General features: G+C 40.2%; 14 protein-coding genes and 2 tRNA genes. 8 read left to right on the top strand and 8 right to left on the bottom strand.

From position 1 onward, the window contains the following. Nucleotides 1–261 precede the first annotated feature (261 nt). The 4 genes from OQX61_RS09505 to OQX61_RS09520 all read left to right on the top strand — a co-directional run bounded on the left by OQX61_RS09505 (nucleotide 262) and on the right by OQX61_RS09520 (nucleotide 4531). On the top strand, nucleotides 262–2955 hold the full coding sequence (locus OQX61_RS09505; protein WP_265841425.1) for a DNA translocase FtsK: 2694 nt from the start codon (nucleotides 262–264) through the stop codon (nucleotides 2953–2955). A gap of 17 nt (nucleotides 2956–2972) precedes the next feature. Beyond that, nucleotides 2973–3623: an outer membrane lipoprotein carrier protein LolA gene (locus OQX61_RS09510; protein ID WP_265841426.1), complete on the top strand. Its 651-nt coding sequence runs from the start codon at nucleotides 2973–2975 to the stop codon at nucleotides 3621–3623. Nucleotides 3624–3661: 38 nt separating this feature from the next. After that, entirely contained in the window at nucleotides 3662–4426 is a 765-nt protein-coding gene (locus OQX61_RS09515) for an MBL fold metallo-hydrolase (protein ID WP_265841427.1), read from the top strand. A gap of 21 nt (nucleotides 4427–4447) precedes the next feature. Continuing rightward, nucleotides 4448–4531 (top strand) — tRNA-Leu (locus tag OQX61_RS09520). Nucleotides 4532–4620: 89 nt separating this feature from the next. Here OQX61_RS09520 and idi read toward each other — a convergent pair. Both idi and OQX61_RS09530 read right to left on the bottom strand, forming a co-directional pair. Then, nucleotides 4621–5148: an isopentenyl-diphosphate Delta-isomerase gene (idi, locus tag OQX61_RS09525; protein WP_265841428.1), complete on the bottom strand. Its 528-nt coding sequence runs from the start codon at nucleotides 5146–5148 to the stop codon at nucleotides 4621–4623. Between the two features lie 107 nt (nucleotides 5149–5255). Continuing rightward, on the bottom strand, nucleotides 5256–5750 hold the full coding sequence (locus OQX61_RS09530) for a DUF6265 family protein (protein WP_265841429.1): 495 nt from the start codon (nucleotides 5748–5750) through the stop codon (nucleotides 5256–5258). 480 nt (nucleotides 5751–6230) lie between these two features. Between OQX61_RS09530 and OQX61_RS09535 the strand changes: the two genes are divergently transcribed. The 4 genes from OQX61_RS09535 to OQX61_RS09550 all read left to right on the top strand — a co-directional run bounded on the left by OQX61_RS09535 (nucleotide 6231) and on the right by OQX61_RS09550 (nucleotide 9890). After that, a complete protein-coding gene (locus OQX61_RS09535; protein ID WP_265841430.1) occupies nucleotides 6231–7967 on the top strand; it encodes a HAMP domain-containing sensor histidine kinase in 1737 nt (578 codons plus the stop codon). Nucleotides 7968–8047: 80 nt separating this feature from the next. Further along, nucleotides 8048–8479, top strand: a complete 432-nt coding sequence (locus tag OQX61_RS09540; protein ID WP_265841431.1) for a DUF2147 domain-containing protein — start codon at nucleotides 8048–8050, stop codon at nucleotides 8477–8479. Further along, nucleotides 8480–9502: a YCF48-related protein gene (locus tag OQX61_RS09545; RefSeq protein ID WP_265841432.1), complete on the top strand. Its 1023-nt coding sequence runs from the start codon at nucleotides 8480–8482 to the stop codon at nucleotides 9500–9502. Between the two features lie 4 nt (nucleotides 9503–9506). Then, a complete protein-coding gene (locus tag OQX61_RS09550; protein WP_265841433.1) occupies nucleotides 9507–9890 on the top strand; it encodes a VOC family protein in 384 nt (127 codons plus the stop codon). A gap of 168 nt (nucleotides 9891–10058) precedes the next feature. Here the strand turns inward: OQX61_RS09550 and OQX61_RS09555 are convergent. From OQX61_RS09555 to sufC, 6 genes are all read right to left on the bottom strand, one after another. Next, a tRNA-Cys gene (locus tag OQX61_RS09555) sits at nucleotides 10059–10129 on the bottom strand. A 143-nt stretch (nucleotides 10130–10272) separates the two neighbouring features. Further along, nucleotides 10273–10587 carry an iron-sulfur cluster assembly protein gene (locus tag OQX61_RS09560; protein ID WP_265841435.1) on the bottom strand — a complete coding sequence of 105 codons (315 nt, stop codon included), beginning with the start codon at nucleotides 10585–10587 and terminating at the stop codon, nucleotides 10273–10275. Nucleotides 10588–10590: 3 nt separating this feature from the next. After that, the gene (locus tag OQX61_RS09565) at nucleotides 10591–11034 is read right to left on the bottom strand and encodes a SufE family protein (protein ID WP_265841436.1); all 444 of its coding nucleotides are present in this window, start codon (nucleotides 11032–11034) and stop codon (nucleotides 10591–10593) included. After that, a complete protein-coding gene (locus OQX61_RS09570) occupies nucleotides 11034–12335 on the bottom strand; it encodes a cysteine desulfurase (RefSeq protein WP_265841437.1) in 1302 nt (433 codons plus the stop codon). Before OQX61_RS09570 ends, OQX61_RS09565 begins: the two co-directional genes overlap by 1 nt. 1 nt (nucleotide 12336) lies before the next feature. Next, on the bottom strand, nucleotides 12337–13647 hold the full coding sequence (gene sufD / locus OQX61_RS09575; protein WP_265841438.1) for a Fe-S cluster assembly protein SufD: 1311 nt from the start codon (nucleotides 13645–13647) through the stop codon (nucleotides 12337–12339). Between the two features lie 58 nt (nucleotides 13648–13705). Beyond that, the gene (gene sufC / locus OQX61_RS09580; protein WP_265841642.1) at nucleotides 13706–14470 is read right to left on the bottom strand and encodes a Fe-S cluster assembly ATPase SufC; all 765 of its coding nucleotides are present in this window, start codon (nucleotides 14468–14470) and stop codon (nucleotides 13706–13708) included. Nucleotides 14471–14476: the final 6 nt, after the last annotated feature.

Raw genomic sequence — 14476 nt, forward strand, 5'->3', positions numbered from 1 at the left:
GATAAAAAAAATCCCGCCTGATAAAAATACCGGACGGGATTAACCTTAAAACAAAACTTATCTCTAATCAAAATTCAAACGCTACAAGTATGACTATGATGGGGTTATAAGGTTTAACCGGCTACTGAAATCAGTTGATTTCCCCCGATTAAGCAGGTTAGAATTTTTATTTAATAAGTATACGTTTAAATGTATTTATAATAACTTAGTACATACAAGGATATGTTTTATATTTGTTGTGTATAATATTAGTCACGAAAAATGTCGGTAAGGGGAAATCAATTCAGGTCCAATTCGTTTAAAAACGAATCTGGCGATAAGCAAAGCTCGAAGTCATCAGCGTCCAGACCATCCACAGAAAGATTTAACATCATGCCCCGCCTGGATTTCCAGAATGGCAGGTTGTTTAAGATCATAGGATTAGTGTTTGTCGTATTGTCTTTATATTTTCTAATTGCTTTTACTTCTTATCTTTTCACCTGGCAGGAAGATCATAGTTATGTGATCGATGCAAATGGGGGATGGGGTAATCTTTTTAAAACTTTCGAAGAGCTACAACAGGTAAATATTAATCCGGTAGTGTCTAACTGGCTCGGAAAGATCGGAGCTTTACTGGCACACCAGTTTATTTATGAATGGTTCGGCTTAGCCTCTTTCTTATTCATTTTTGTATTCTTTGTAATCGGATACCGCCTGCTGTTTAAGGTGAAAATATTCTCTATTGAAAAAACACTGGCTTATAGCCTCTTCTTTTTATTGTTCATCTCACTTACCCTTGGTTTTGCGCATTCCTTTATCAGTGATGCGCCTCATTTTCTGGAAGGAGAGTTTGGCTACTGGACCAATAAACTACTGGCCGCCCAGATAGGAAAGGCTGGAGTTGCCGGATTAATCGGATTTTTAGGCTTGTCTATCCTGATTATTGCTTATAATATCGACTTTAAACTGCCACAACGTAAAAGACCGGAAGCTATTATTCCTGATATTCCTGAACAGGAAGATGAAGATGAAACCGAAGGAACCGGAAATGCGCTGCGCTCAGAGCCAGTAGAATTCACCTTAAATGACCGTTTGGCTAGAGATAAAAAAAGAGAACAGCATGTGACCATCATGCCTTCAACAAGATTTGAAGAGATGGAAGAACCAGAGTTGGAAAGAGATGTTATTTCGGAATATAACAGAGCAACAGCTCATCAACAGACTACTCCGCTGGCTAATGTGCCAATAGCAACACCGCCTGTAATTCCAGTGCCACCGGTAGTACCTCCAATGGTGCCTATGCCGCCAGTAGCCGCGACAGAACCGGCGCCACTGGTTTCAGCAGCAGCTGCAGCGATGCCGATGGAAATTACGCCTGTTCCGGAGGCGGAACCTGAGTTGGAATTGGTGATTGAAAAGTCCGAAGAAGATAAAAAATCTGATGAGCTGGTAGAACAGTTTGGTAATTATGACCCTACTTTAGATCTGGCCAGTTACAAATATCCAGGTCTTGATTTATTAGAAAATTACGGTTCCAATAAGATTTCTGTGAATACGGATGAATTGGAAGCAAATAAGAATAAAATTGTAAATACCCTGCTTCATTACAATATCGAAATTGATAAAATTAAAGCAACGATTGGTCCAACGGTAACCTTGTATGAGATCATACCGGCACCTGGAGTAAGGATTTCCAAGATTAAAAATCTGGAAGATGACATTGCCTTAAGTTTAGCGGCATTGGGGATCAGGATTATTGCACCGATGCCGGGTAAAGGTACAATTGGTATTGAGGTACCTAATTTACACCCGGAAATGGTGTCTATGAGAAGTATCCTGAGCACCGAAAAATTCCAGACTACTACGATGGAATTACCGATTGCAATGGGTAAAACCATCTCCAATGAGGTTTATATTGGTGATTTGGCAAAAATGCCTCACTTATTAGTGGCCGGTGCTACGGGTCAGGGTAAATCGGTAGGGATCAACTCTATCCTGGTTTCCCTGCTTTACAAGAAACACCCTTCACAACTTAAATTCGTATTGGTCGATCCTAAAAAGGTAGAGTTGACCTTGTTCAATAAAATTGAGCGTCACTTCCTGGCTAAACTTCCGGGAGAAGCTGATGCGATTATTACGGATACGAAAAAGGTAATCAATACCCTGAACTCACTTTGTATTGAAATGGATCAGCGTTATGATTTATTGAAGGATGCACAGGTAAGAAACCTGAAAGAGTACAATGAGAAGTTTATCAAAAGAAAACTAAACCCGAACAACTCACACCGTTTCCTTCCCTATATCGTATTGATTGTGGATGAGTTTGCAGATTTAATGATGACTGCCGGTAAAGAGGTGGAAGCACCGATTGCCCGTTTGGCGCAGTTGGCACGTGCGATAGGTATTCACCTGGTGTTGGCTACGCAACGTCCTTCGGTAAACATTATCACAGGTACAATTAAAGCGAATTTCCCTGCGCGACTGGCCTTCAGGGTATTGTCGAAAATTGACTCGAGAACGATCCTTGATAGTGGTGGTGCCGATCAGCTGATTGGTAGAGGAGACATGTTATTGTCGACAGGAAATGACCTGATCCGATTGCAGTGTGCTTTTGTGGATACACCTGAAGTAGATCGTATTTCTGAATTTATCGGCAATCAAAGAGGGTATGCAGAGGCTTATCAGCTTCCTGAATATGTTGATGAAGCAGCAGAATCAGCTAAATCGGACTTCGATCCTAAAGATCGTGACTCGATGTTTGAGGAAGCCGCACGTTTAATTGTAATGCATCAGCAAGGCTCTACTTCTTTGATTCAAAGGAAGTTGAAGCTGGGGTATAACAGGGCCGGAAGGATCATCGATCAGCTGGAAGCCACAGGTGTAGTCGGACCTTTTGAAGGTAGTAAAGCCAGAGAGGTGCTGATTCCTGACGATTACGCTTTGGAACAGTTCTTGACTGACCTGAAGAATAACTAACCCGAAAAGAGAAATAGATGAAAAAGATAATATGGTCGTTACTGGTATTGACAGGTTTTGGATTTTCCGGTTATGCACAGCAGGATGCAAAGGCGAAAGCAATATTGGCAGAGGTAAGTAAGAAATATCGTTCTTTTGATGTGGTAAAGGCTGACTTCACCTTTTCTTTAGACAACGCGCAGGCGAAGCTTAAAGAGACACAGAAAGGAACTTTAATTGTTAAAGCGAAAACAAATAAGTACCGCGTAACAATGACGAATCAGGAATTGATCAGTGATGGTAAAACGCAATGGACATATTTAAAAGAAGATAAAGAAGTACAGGTAACAGACGCCGATCATAGCGGTGATGCTTTAAATCCAGCTCAGCTATTCACCATTTACGAAAAAGGCTTTAAATATGGCTATACCGGCGAAAGTAAAGTAGGCGGCAAAGTATATCAAATGATCGATCTGGCTCCTGTAGACGTAAGTAAATCGTACTTTAAGATCCGTTTAGGAATTGATAAGGCAGCGAAACAGATTGGTACAGTAGTCATATTTGATAAAGGTGGTAATAAATACAGCTATACGGTAAGTAAGATGGTGACAAACCTGAAAGTTCCGGAAAGTACTTTTTCTTTTGATCCGAAGAAGTATCCGGGAGTAGAAGTTGTAGACTTAAGGTAATTTGTTATTTTTGAAGATATGGCCTCAACTCATCAATTTTGAAAGTTACATTTTTAGGAACAGGTACTTCCCAGGGTATTCCGGTAATCACTTGCAATTGTTCGGTTTGTCAGTCTACAGACCATAAAAACAAGCGCCTGAGGGTTTCTGTATTGGTTGAAATGGGAGATAAGACGATCGTCATTGATAGCGGTCCTGATTTCAGGTACCAGATGTTGCGCGCAAAGGTGAAAGACCTGGATGCTATTCTCTATACACATGAGCATAAAGATCATGTGGCCGGTTTAGATGACATCAGGCCTTTTAATTATCTTTTGAAAAAGAACATTGACATCTTTGCAACTACGCGTGTTCAGGAAGCTTTAAAAAGAGAGTTTTCTTACATCTTCGCAGAAACACATTACCCGGGATTGCCCCAGATAGATGTACATACCATTGTTGACCAGCCTTTTGAAATTGGCAATACCACCGTGATTCCATTAAATATCATGCATTATAAACTGCCGATTCTGGGCTTTAGAATTCATGATTTCACGTATATTACCGATGCTAAGACAATTTCTGAAGAAACCATTGAAAAAGTAAAGGGAACAAAGGTTTTGGTGATCAATGCTTTACAGCATGAAGAACATATTTCCCATTTTACACTACAGGAAGCCATTGAATTTGCTCAAAAGATAGGCGCAGAAATGACTTATCTGACTCATATCAGTCATAATTTAGGCTTACATGAGGAGGTAGAAGAAGAATTACCAAAAAATATTAAATTAGCCTATGATGGCTTAAGCATATTCTGCGAATAAATATATATTTGTAGGAGAAATACCCAGGTGGCGAAATTGGCAGACGCACCACCTTGAGGGGGTGGCGCTTGAAAAGGCGTGGCAGTTCGAATCTGCTTCTGGGTACAAACCGGATTGAATTCTTCTTTAGAATTTAATCCGGTTTTTTTATGAGGTAATTTTCCGCTGCTCTTCCTGAGCAGCAAATTCCTATTTTAGTATGAATTTTTACGGTATTGCTCGATGACCTGGTCAAAACAAATTTTAAACCATTCGGTATAGACTGTAGGGTCATGAACTAAACTCAGTTCCAGCGCCTCCATGGTTATGTATTTGAAGTCTGCCACTTCTTGTGGATTAGGAACAGGTAAAATATCAGTTCGACCAAAATAAACATGGTCATACTCATTTTCAATCAGTCCGTTTTCAAGTTCAGCACGATAAGAGAAGCTGAAAACCGGACTTAATTCACAGGCCATTCCCATTTCTTCTTTTAGTCTTCTGTTTGCTGCATCTGCGGTAAGTTCACCGGGTCTGGGGTGACTACAGCAGGTATTCGTCCATTTTCCCGCAGAATGGTATTTATCGAACGCACGTTGTTGTAGTAAAAGTTCACCGGCACTGTTAAAAACAAAGACGGAGAATGCCCTGTGAAATTTGCCTTCAAGATGTGCCTCAAGTTTTGGCATAGTTCCTATTGGGTTATCATTTTCATCAACCAGTATCACTTCTTCTTCTGTCATCAGATTCATCCTTTCTTTTCCTGCAAATTGCAATTTTATGTACCTAAAAATGGGTAGGCGTAAAGTTCATCATTTTTCTCAATGAAAGCAGTAGAAGAATCGGTTTTCTAAAACGTTTTGTCGTGTTCCCCCTGGGACTTGTCTTTAATGAAGTCGAAATCTATCGTTTTACCCCCTCCTGAAATGACTGCCTTCATGTTTTTTCCGGTTCTTTTGTAACGGATCTTTTTTGGGAAATCATGTTCCGGATTCTCACAGGTAAAGCCATCTGCTGCTAATGAAGTGAGCTTAAAATAGGTAGGTTGTTCATCACCTTCCATCATAACTATATAATAGATGTCCTTTCCTTTGACACTGAATTCCAGGTTTTCTATAAATGTGGGCGTTGTCCCTTTCAGCGTAACCCCTTTTCCTATTAATTTTAAAGGACCTGATTTTGCCCAGATTTCATGGCCGCTTTCTCCGGCTTTAGGATTGGTACGTTTCCATTTGCCGGTTAGCCATTCCAGTTTTTTGAATTTCTGCGGAATGTTTACCTGTGCACAGGCCGTGTTGATGATCAGAAATGCCGGAATGAACAGGAGTAATTTCAAGGTTTTCATATGGTCTTTTATTTTAAAATCGGGTTGATGATTTAGATGATGTGTTGTAGTATCTGACATGCTGTGAGATTGAAAATAGTATGGTATAATTGAATTAGGGTAGCTTTCAATTGAATTAACTGCAATTGAAAGTTATAGGTTGTGGACTTGAAAGCAGCATGGGTTGAAATTGAAAACTATATGTTGTGAAATTAAGAACTATATAGACTGAAATTGAAACCTATATTGCAATAAAACCAATTAATCTGCTTAAAAAGGAGGATAAAAAGCTCGAAACAGCAATTAAAATAGCAATGAGGAACAGCATCGTAAACCTTCGGAAAAAGCGCGTTAATAATTAAAAATACCATTTTAATTTAAAAAACATCAAATCAGCGGTCCTTTATTTGCTTGACTTACTGATCTTTCTTCTCTTATAGCGGATAAATATTAATAAATTTGCAGTCCACAAAGATTTTGGTGGAAATATTAAATAATACTATGTTCGTTAATAAATCAGGTGAAACCTCTAATAATCTTCGTAAACTTTTCGTTTTATTTCTGGTATTCACTTTTCTAATTGCCGCAGGATCTTTATTGCTGAGGCATTCTATCTTCCAAAAGCTAGATACACTCGCGGCAAAATTGCGTGAGCATTCTCAGAATCAGGAAATCAGTAATATTTTGCTGGACTTAAGCGGTGCTGAAAGTGATTTTCAGCAGGCCATTCTGTATGGGGAGAATCAGAAGCTGGAAGATTATAAAACTAAACTGACCCGGACTTTCAACCAGATTGAACTGATTTTGAAAAAGCATGATCTGGACAGTTCAGGTGGATTCTCTGCCAGTAAAGAGCAATTAGGGAAAGCATTTGGCGACAAACTGCAGATTTCTAATGAAATTTTTAGCCTTAAGCATAATTTTGATTCCTTGTTGCGGATTACGAACATCCAAAGTATGGTTGGGAATCCATCCAAAGAATTTACTGAGAAACATAAATACAATACTACCGTTAAAAGAAGTTCCGGAAAAGCAGATACTACTGTGCGGATCATCAAACCTGAACCAAAGAAAAAAGGACTTTTTAAGCGGCTTCAGGACGCGATAGAAAATAAACAGGAAAGTGAACAGTCCCTTAAAGTGATTACTGTAAATCGCGAAAAGCAGATCCGGGATTCTATAAACAGATCTGTACTCAGAAAACAGAACAATACTCAGGGAGATATTCTCAGGAAACTGAATGAAGAAAATGGACGTTTGGCGAAATCCAATCAGCAATTGATTTCAGCAAATTTAAGCCTGGTGATTCAATTACATCAGCTGGTCCAGGAATTGAAAGATACTTATTTGAATGACTGGGAAAAAGCCAGGGCAGAAATGCTGAATCAATACCAATCGGCAACTAATGATATGAATAGCTTTACCGGAGTAGCGGTATTGATGATTCTGATTTTTATTGTTTTGCTGATCATTTATATCCGTAAAGCAGGGATATCAGAAGACAATTACATTCGTGAAAACGAACGTGCTGTCGCACTGGCAGAACAGAAATCGGAAATGCTGGCGATCATGAGTCATGAGATTAGAAATCCGCTGACTACCATCACCGGTTTAATTTACCTGTTGAACAGGAGTCCGCTGAATGAGGATCAAAAAAAGAAACTTAACTCTATCAATTTATCATCAAGTATGCTGATGGATACCATCAATGATATTCTTGATGTCAGCAAAATTGATCACCAAAAAGAAACAGCTTTGAAAATAGTTTCTTTTCAACCTTGTACAGAGATTAAGGAGACTATTGCAGCCATGACTTTCATTGCCGAAAGGAAGCAGATTTCTTTATCAGCCGACTTTAACGGGGACGAAGAGGCAATGGTTAATGGGGATCCTTTTAGATTAAAACAGATCATGCTCAATCTCCTGAACAACGCAGTAAAGTACACTGATCAGGGTGGGGTGAATGTAAAAGTGGATTTAAAGACTGTTGGGGAGCAGACTGTGCTGTTGAATGTCAGTATCATTGACACGGGTATCGGTATTCCAAAAGACCAGCAGGGAAAACTTTTTACCAGATATTATCAGGCCAACCGATCGGCAGGGAAACCGGGAACAGGCCTGGGTCTTTACATCTGTAAACAGCTGATAGAACTTCAAAACGGACACATCAGCGTAGAAAGTGATGCAGGAAAAGGATGTCATTTTAAGTTCGATATTCCTTATCAAAAACCGGAATAGCAAACAATGTGCTAATTTTACTGTTCCTTACTTATTCTAGGGGCTATTTAGTAACTTTAGATACATTTAAAATCTGAAATATGAGATACATTTCGTTGTTACTTCTATTCACTGCAATTTCTTTCTCCGGGTTTTCTCAAACAAGCGATGCTATTTTGGGCCAATGGATTAATTCTTCCGGTGAAGCACACATTGATATTTTTAAAAAAGGAGACCGCTTCTTTGGAAAAATCGTCTGGTTAAAAGAACCGAAAGACGAAAAGGGTAATCCTAAACTAGACGTAAAGAATCCTGCAGCTAATTTAAAATCAAGACCAGTTTTAGGCCTTGAAATGCTAAAGGACTTTGTTTATGACAATGGAAAATGGGTAGATGGTACGATTTATGATCCAAAAGTAGGCAAGACTTACAGCTGTAACATGAGCCTTAAGAGTAATGGACAGTTGAATGTGAGGGGATATATTGGTTTCTCTCTGATTGGCAGGACGGATGTTTGGAAAAGATTTAAATAGATGAGAGGACTTATTTTTTGTTTATTATTTTTTCCTTTATACTCATTTTCACAAACCTACGACCTGATTCCGGTCACTACCGGAGAAAATACCAGTCTGCGGGGAATGAGTATCGTTTCTGATCAGGTGGCCTGGGTAAGCGGCAGTAATGGCCATATTGGTAAAACTACCGACGCCGGGAAAACCTGGGAATGGATCAAACCCGAAGGTCATGAAAAACTAGATTTTAGAGACATTGAAGCCTTTGATGCAGATAAAGCAATCGTAGTTAATGCAGGTTCGCCTGCTTATATCCTACAAACTATTGATGGCGGAAAAACCTGGACTGAGCGTTATAAAAATCTGGATTCTGCTATTTTTTTAGATGGAATGGGTTTCTGGAATGAACAACGTGGAATTGTTTTTGGCGACCCGATTAATAGTAAAATGCAATTGTTAAGAACGATCGATGGTGGCGTTTCCTGGAATGACATTTCGGAAAACCTGCAGGCTAAAATGGGTGTTGGCGAAGCCGCTTTTGCTGCCAGCGGTACCACCATTAAAACCCTGGATAACGGAAAAGTATGGATTGCTACCGGAGGAAAGGTTTCGAATATTTATTATTCCAGCAATTTTGGATCTACCTGGCAGGTGTTTGAATGCCCGATTCTTCAGGGAGAAAGTAGTACAGGCCCCTTTTCTATGGATTTTTATGATGACAATCATGGGATAGTAGTGGGTGGTAATTACCTGAAAGATAAAGAAAATGAAAACAATGTTTTGTTGACCAGTAATGGCGGTAAAACCTGGCAGAAACCTGAGAAGCCAGTAGATGGCTACCGCTCAGGAGTGGTTTATATCACTGAAAAAATGCTGGTAGCTACAGGCAGTTCAGGAACTGATGTTTCTTCTGATGGTGGTAAAAACTGGTATAATATTTCAGTGGTCAGCATGAACGTGATTCAAAAATCAAAAACCGGTGGTTTAATCCTGCTTGCAGGCAATAAAGGGCAGATTTATCGGTTAACTATAACTACAAAGTAAATCCATGTTAAGTAAAGTACACCATATTGCAATTATTTGCAGCGATTATAATGTTTCTAAGATTTTTTATACGGATGTATTGGGTTTAACCATCATCCGGGAAGTATATCGGGCAGAAAGAGATTCTTATAAACTTGATCTTGCCTTGAACGGGGAGTACGTGATTGAGCTTTTCTCTTTTCCTGATCCGCCAGTGCGACCTTCCAGACCAGAGTCAGTAGGTTTAAGACACCTTGCTTTTCAGGTCGACGATCTGGAAAAAGTGATTCAGGTGCTGAAAGAAAAAGGAGTAGCGCCAGAACCCATCAGAGTAGATGAGTTTACCGGTAAACGATTTACCTTTATTGCAGATCCTGATTTGTTGCCCATAGAGTTCTATGAAAAATAATATTTTTTACGCGGAATACAATAATCAGATGATTTAGGCGTCTTATATATGAGAGCGTTAATTTAGATGACGGGGATGTGGCTGGAAGCTATATCCCCGTTTCTTTTTGCCCCGGATTTTTCAATAGCAACAAAAAAGAAAAGCCTGCCCGAAGGCAAGCTTTTAATGACGTCATGGGCGGATTCGAACCGCCGTTAAAGGTTTTGCAGACCCATACCTAACCACTCGGCCACATGACTATGTAATAGGTGTGGTCCCTACAGCAGCAAATATATATAAAGTATACTAAAATAGTAGTCTTTATTTTGAAATACTTCTGAATGAGTGTTTAGTAGGGTTTAAAGGAGGTTTTCGTAGGTTTATTTTTTAGGAATCCTGATTTTTACATCATTCCTAATTCAAATCTAGCGGTTTCCGACATCATGTCTCTGGTCCATGGCGGGTTCCAGGTGACAACCACAGCTACTTCATTTACCCCTTCAATCTTTTTCACTTTTTCCTCTACTTCCAGAGGGATGCTTTGTGCAGCAGGGCAACCAGGCGCAGTAAGGGTCATCACAATTTGAACATTATTGAATGGAGTCAGGATCTCTGTTTCATAGATTAAGCCAAGCTCATAAATGCTGACCGGTATTTCCGGATCATATATGGTCTGTAAACAGTCAATTACTTTTTGTTTCAATTCCTCTTTGTCCATGATCTATTTGTTTTCAAGTTCTTTAATGGATTGATAAGCCAATGCATAATTTTTCATTTGTTTGATCATCGCCAATAAGCCGTTAGATCTGGTTTGCGCCAGATGGCTGAACATCCCGATCTCTTTAAAGAATTCCAATTTAGCCTCCAGGATGGTTTTTGGCGACTGTCCCGATAGCACCTTAATTAGCATACTGACCAGGCCCTTCACAATCATCGCATCGCTGTCCGCTTTAAAAAACACGTTCCCATCCTGATATGACGCGATAAGCCATACGTTGGATTGACAACCTTTTATTTTATGGTCTGTCGTTTTATAACTTTCCTCCAATGCCGGCAATTGTTTTCCCAAATCAATCAGGTATTCATACTTATCTTCCCAGCTGTCAAACATGGAAAAATCAGAAATGATTTCTTTTTCTATCTCAGCTATATTCTTTTGATTCATCAGGATAACATTTTAATGGATTTATGAAGTCCTGCAAGGAGGACATCTATTTCTTCTTTCGTATTGTAAAGCGCAAAAGAGGCCCTTATGGTGCCGGGAATGCCAAACCGCTTCATCAGTGGCTGGGTGCAATGATGCCCCGTTCTTACGGCAATGCCCAGGTTATCCAGTAGGATGCCAATGTCATGTGGATGGATGTTTTTGATGATAAATGAAACCAGACTTACTTTCTCTTTAGCTTTTCCAATGATCTCCAGACCAGGTATATTTTCCAGTCCGGCGGTAGCATAATCAAGTAATTCATTTTCATGTTTTCTGATCTGATCTTTTCCGATGCTTTTGATGAAGTCTATTGCCGTTTTTAAGGCAATGGTATCGGCGATATTCGGTGTTCCGGCTTCATATTTATAGGGTAGGTCGTTATAGGTGGTCCGCTCAAAGCTAACCTCTTTGATCATTTCCCCTCCGCCCTGAAAAACCGGCATAGCTTCCAGGAGTTCTTTCTTACCATACAGTACACCTATGCCGGTAGGGGCATATAATTTATGACCTGAAAAAGCAAAGAAATCACAGTCTAAATCCTGAACATCTATGTCCAGGTGTACTGCCGATTGTGCGCCGTCTACCAATACTTTTGCGCCGGACTGATGTGCCCTTGAAATCATTTCTTTGACAGGATTGACGGTACCCAGTGCATTAGAGACTTGTACAATGGCAACCAGCTTAGTTTTTTCATTCAGTAAGTGCTGGTATTGCTCCATAGAAAGTGTCCCGTCATCTAATACAGGAATGACTTTTAAAACCGCCTTTTTTTCCTGACACAGGATTTGCCAGGGTACAATATTGGAATGGTGTTCCATTCCGGAGATCAGAATTTCATCACCGGCATTAATGTTTTGCCTGCCCCAGGTGTTGGCTACGAGGTTGATTCCTTCTGTTGTTCCGCGTGTAAAGACAATTTCTTCCGGCATTGCCGCTCCAATGAACTCCTGAACGGCATGACGACTGGCCTCATAAGCCAATGTAGCTTCTTCTGCGAGCGTATGTATTCCGCGGTGGATATTGGCGTTATAACGACTGTAATAGTCGCTTAGCGCATCAATTACGCATTGCGGTTTTTGGGAGGTCGCAGCATTATCAAAATAGATCAGCTTCTTTTCATTGACTGTCCTGCTCAGGATAGGGAATTGGGCTCTGATGGCTTGTACCTCAAAAGCAGATTGTTCCGCATCATTAGTCCTTTGGCCTGAATCAGCTGTTTTGTCTGTCAATGAGGAAGGTTTGATCTCTGGTGCTTTCATTTTATGAGCTGGCTAACTGATCTAAAATTAATTGTTCAACGTGTATACGTAAAGGTTCCAACTTGATTTGGTTCAGAATATCGGATGCAAATGCCTGTAATAATAAAGATTCAGCAGTTTTTAAAGGAAGCCCCCTGGCTCTTAAATAAAACATCGCTTCTTCATCCAGCTGCCCTACAGTGCAGCCATGAGAACATTTTACGTCATCAGCAAAGATTTCCAGTTGAGGTTTGGCATTAATAGTTGCCCGCTCAGATAGAATGATATTCTTGCTGGATTGGTAAGCATTTGTCTTTTGAGCATCCGGTTGTACGATGATTCTTCCACTGAAAACCCCGGTCGCAGTATCGTCGGCAATTCCCTTGTAAAGCTGGTTGCTGAAGCAATTTGGCTGTTTATTGTCGACCAGCGTATGGTGATCTACATGACTGTTTCCTTTCAAAAGAGACAAGCCATACAAATGCGTTTCATTGCCTTCGGCGTCTAAAATCAGGTTCAGGTTATTGCGGATTACGCCACCATTCAGGGCGATCGTTAAGGTCTGCACATAGCTTTTTCCGATTTGATGGATCTGTGTACTGCTTACCTGAGCGGCATTAGCGCCATCATTCTGAAGTTTATAATAAGCTAGAAATGCATTTTCCTGTAAGACAATTTCGATCACCTCATTACTGAAACTATCCATGCTGCCCAGTGTGGTATAGGTTTCTACCAGTTGTAAATTCGTGTTTTCCGCTAAATAGACCAGGCTCCGCGGTTGGGAGAGGATGTTTTCTGTATTTGCATTGTTAATGTGGTGTAAATACAAGGCTGCATCTAATTGTTGCCCTTTTGGAAGATAAATGAAAACTCCGTCCTGTATAAATGCGGTGTTTAAGGCATGGAGGCCATCTTTCAGGTATTTGCTGCTACTGCCCAGATGTTCTGCTACAATCTTTTGATAAGGGCCTTTTGCCGCTTCTTCCAGCGGTAAAATGATCAGTTCTTTTTCAGAAGAAATCATTTTTGATAAACCAGGCATAAACCGTCCATCAATAAAATAAAGCTCATTGGCTTCATTTTTTCCGGGTAAGTTCAGTGCGCGGAGCCCGGCAAGGCTTAGGTTTTCTTTTGAATCCTCTTTTGAAAACTGATAATTCTTGTCAAATAAACTGCTGATATTGGTGTATTTCCATTCTTCCAGCTTATAGGTAGGTAATCCTGATTGATTAAAAGTATCAAAAGCTGCTTTACTAAGTTCCTTAATAGTACTTGTGGAATCAGTAGCTGCTAAACCTTCAAATTGATCTGTAAAATAAGCGATGTTAGTCATTGTCTTTTCTTTTAAGAAGGATTCGTTTTTAAATGGACCGGATGGTGCTTTTAAAAGATTACTCTTTTGCAGCTAAATCCGTTTCATCGGTAATAAAATCATATCCTTTTTCTTCCAGTTCAAGGGCAAGTTCTTTGGTGCCGGATTTAACAATACGTCCGTTGTAAAGTACGTGGACATAATCAGGCTGGATATAATCCAATAAGCGCTGATAATGGGTAATCAGTAGTATCGCCCGGTTTTCATTTCTCAATTTGTTGATCCCATTGGCCACAATACGAAGGGCATCAATGTCCAGTCCGGAATCTGTTTCATCAAGGATGGCAAGTTTCGGCTCCAGCATGGCCATCTGAAAGATTTCATTACGTTTCTTTTCTCCGCCGGAAAACCCCTCATTGATCGACCTGCTGAGTAAGGATTGATCGATCTCCACCAATGCCATTTTCTCTTTCATAATCTTCAGAAAAGCGAGTGCATCCAATGGCTCCTGACCATGATATTTACGCTTTTCATTCACTGCAGCCTTAATGAAATTCGTTGTGCTCACCCCGGGGATCTCAACCGGATACTGAAATGCGAGGAACAGACCCTCCCTGGCGCGGTCTTCAATAGACAAATCCAGCAGGTTTTTATCCAGAAAAGTGACCGTACCTTCAGTGACTTCATATTCTTCTCTTCCTGCAAGTACGGAGGCTAAAGTACTTTTCCCGGAACCATTAGGGCCCATGATGGCATGTACTTCTCCGGCTTTAATGTCCAGATTTATGCCCCTCAGGATCTCTTTGCCGTCAATATTTGCGTGTATATTTTTTATAGATAACATCATATT

This window comes from Pedobacter sp. PLR (genome assembly GCF_026239675.1).
GTDB lineage: Bacteria > Bacteroidota > Bacteroidia > Sphingobacteriales > Sphingobacteriaceae > Pedobacter.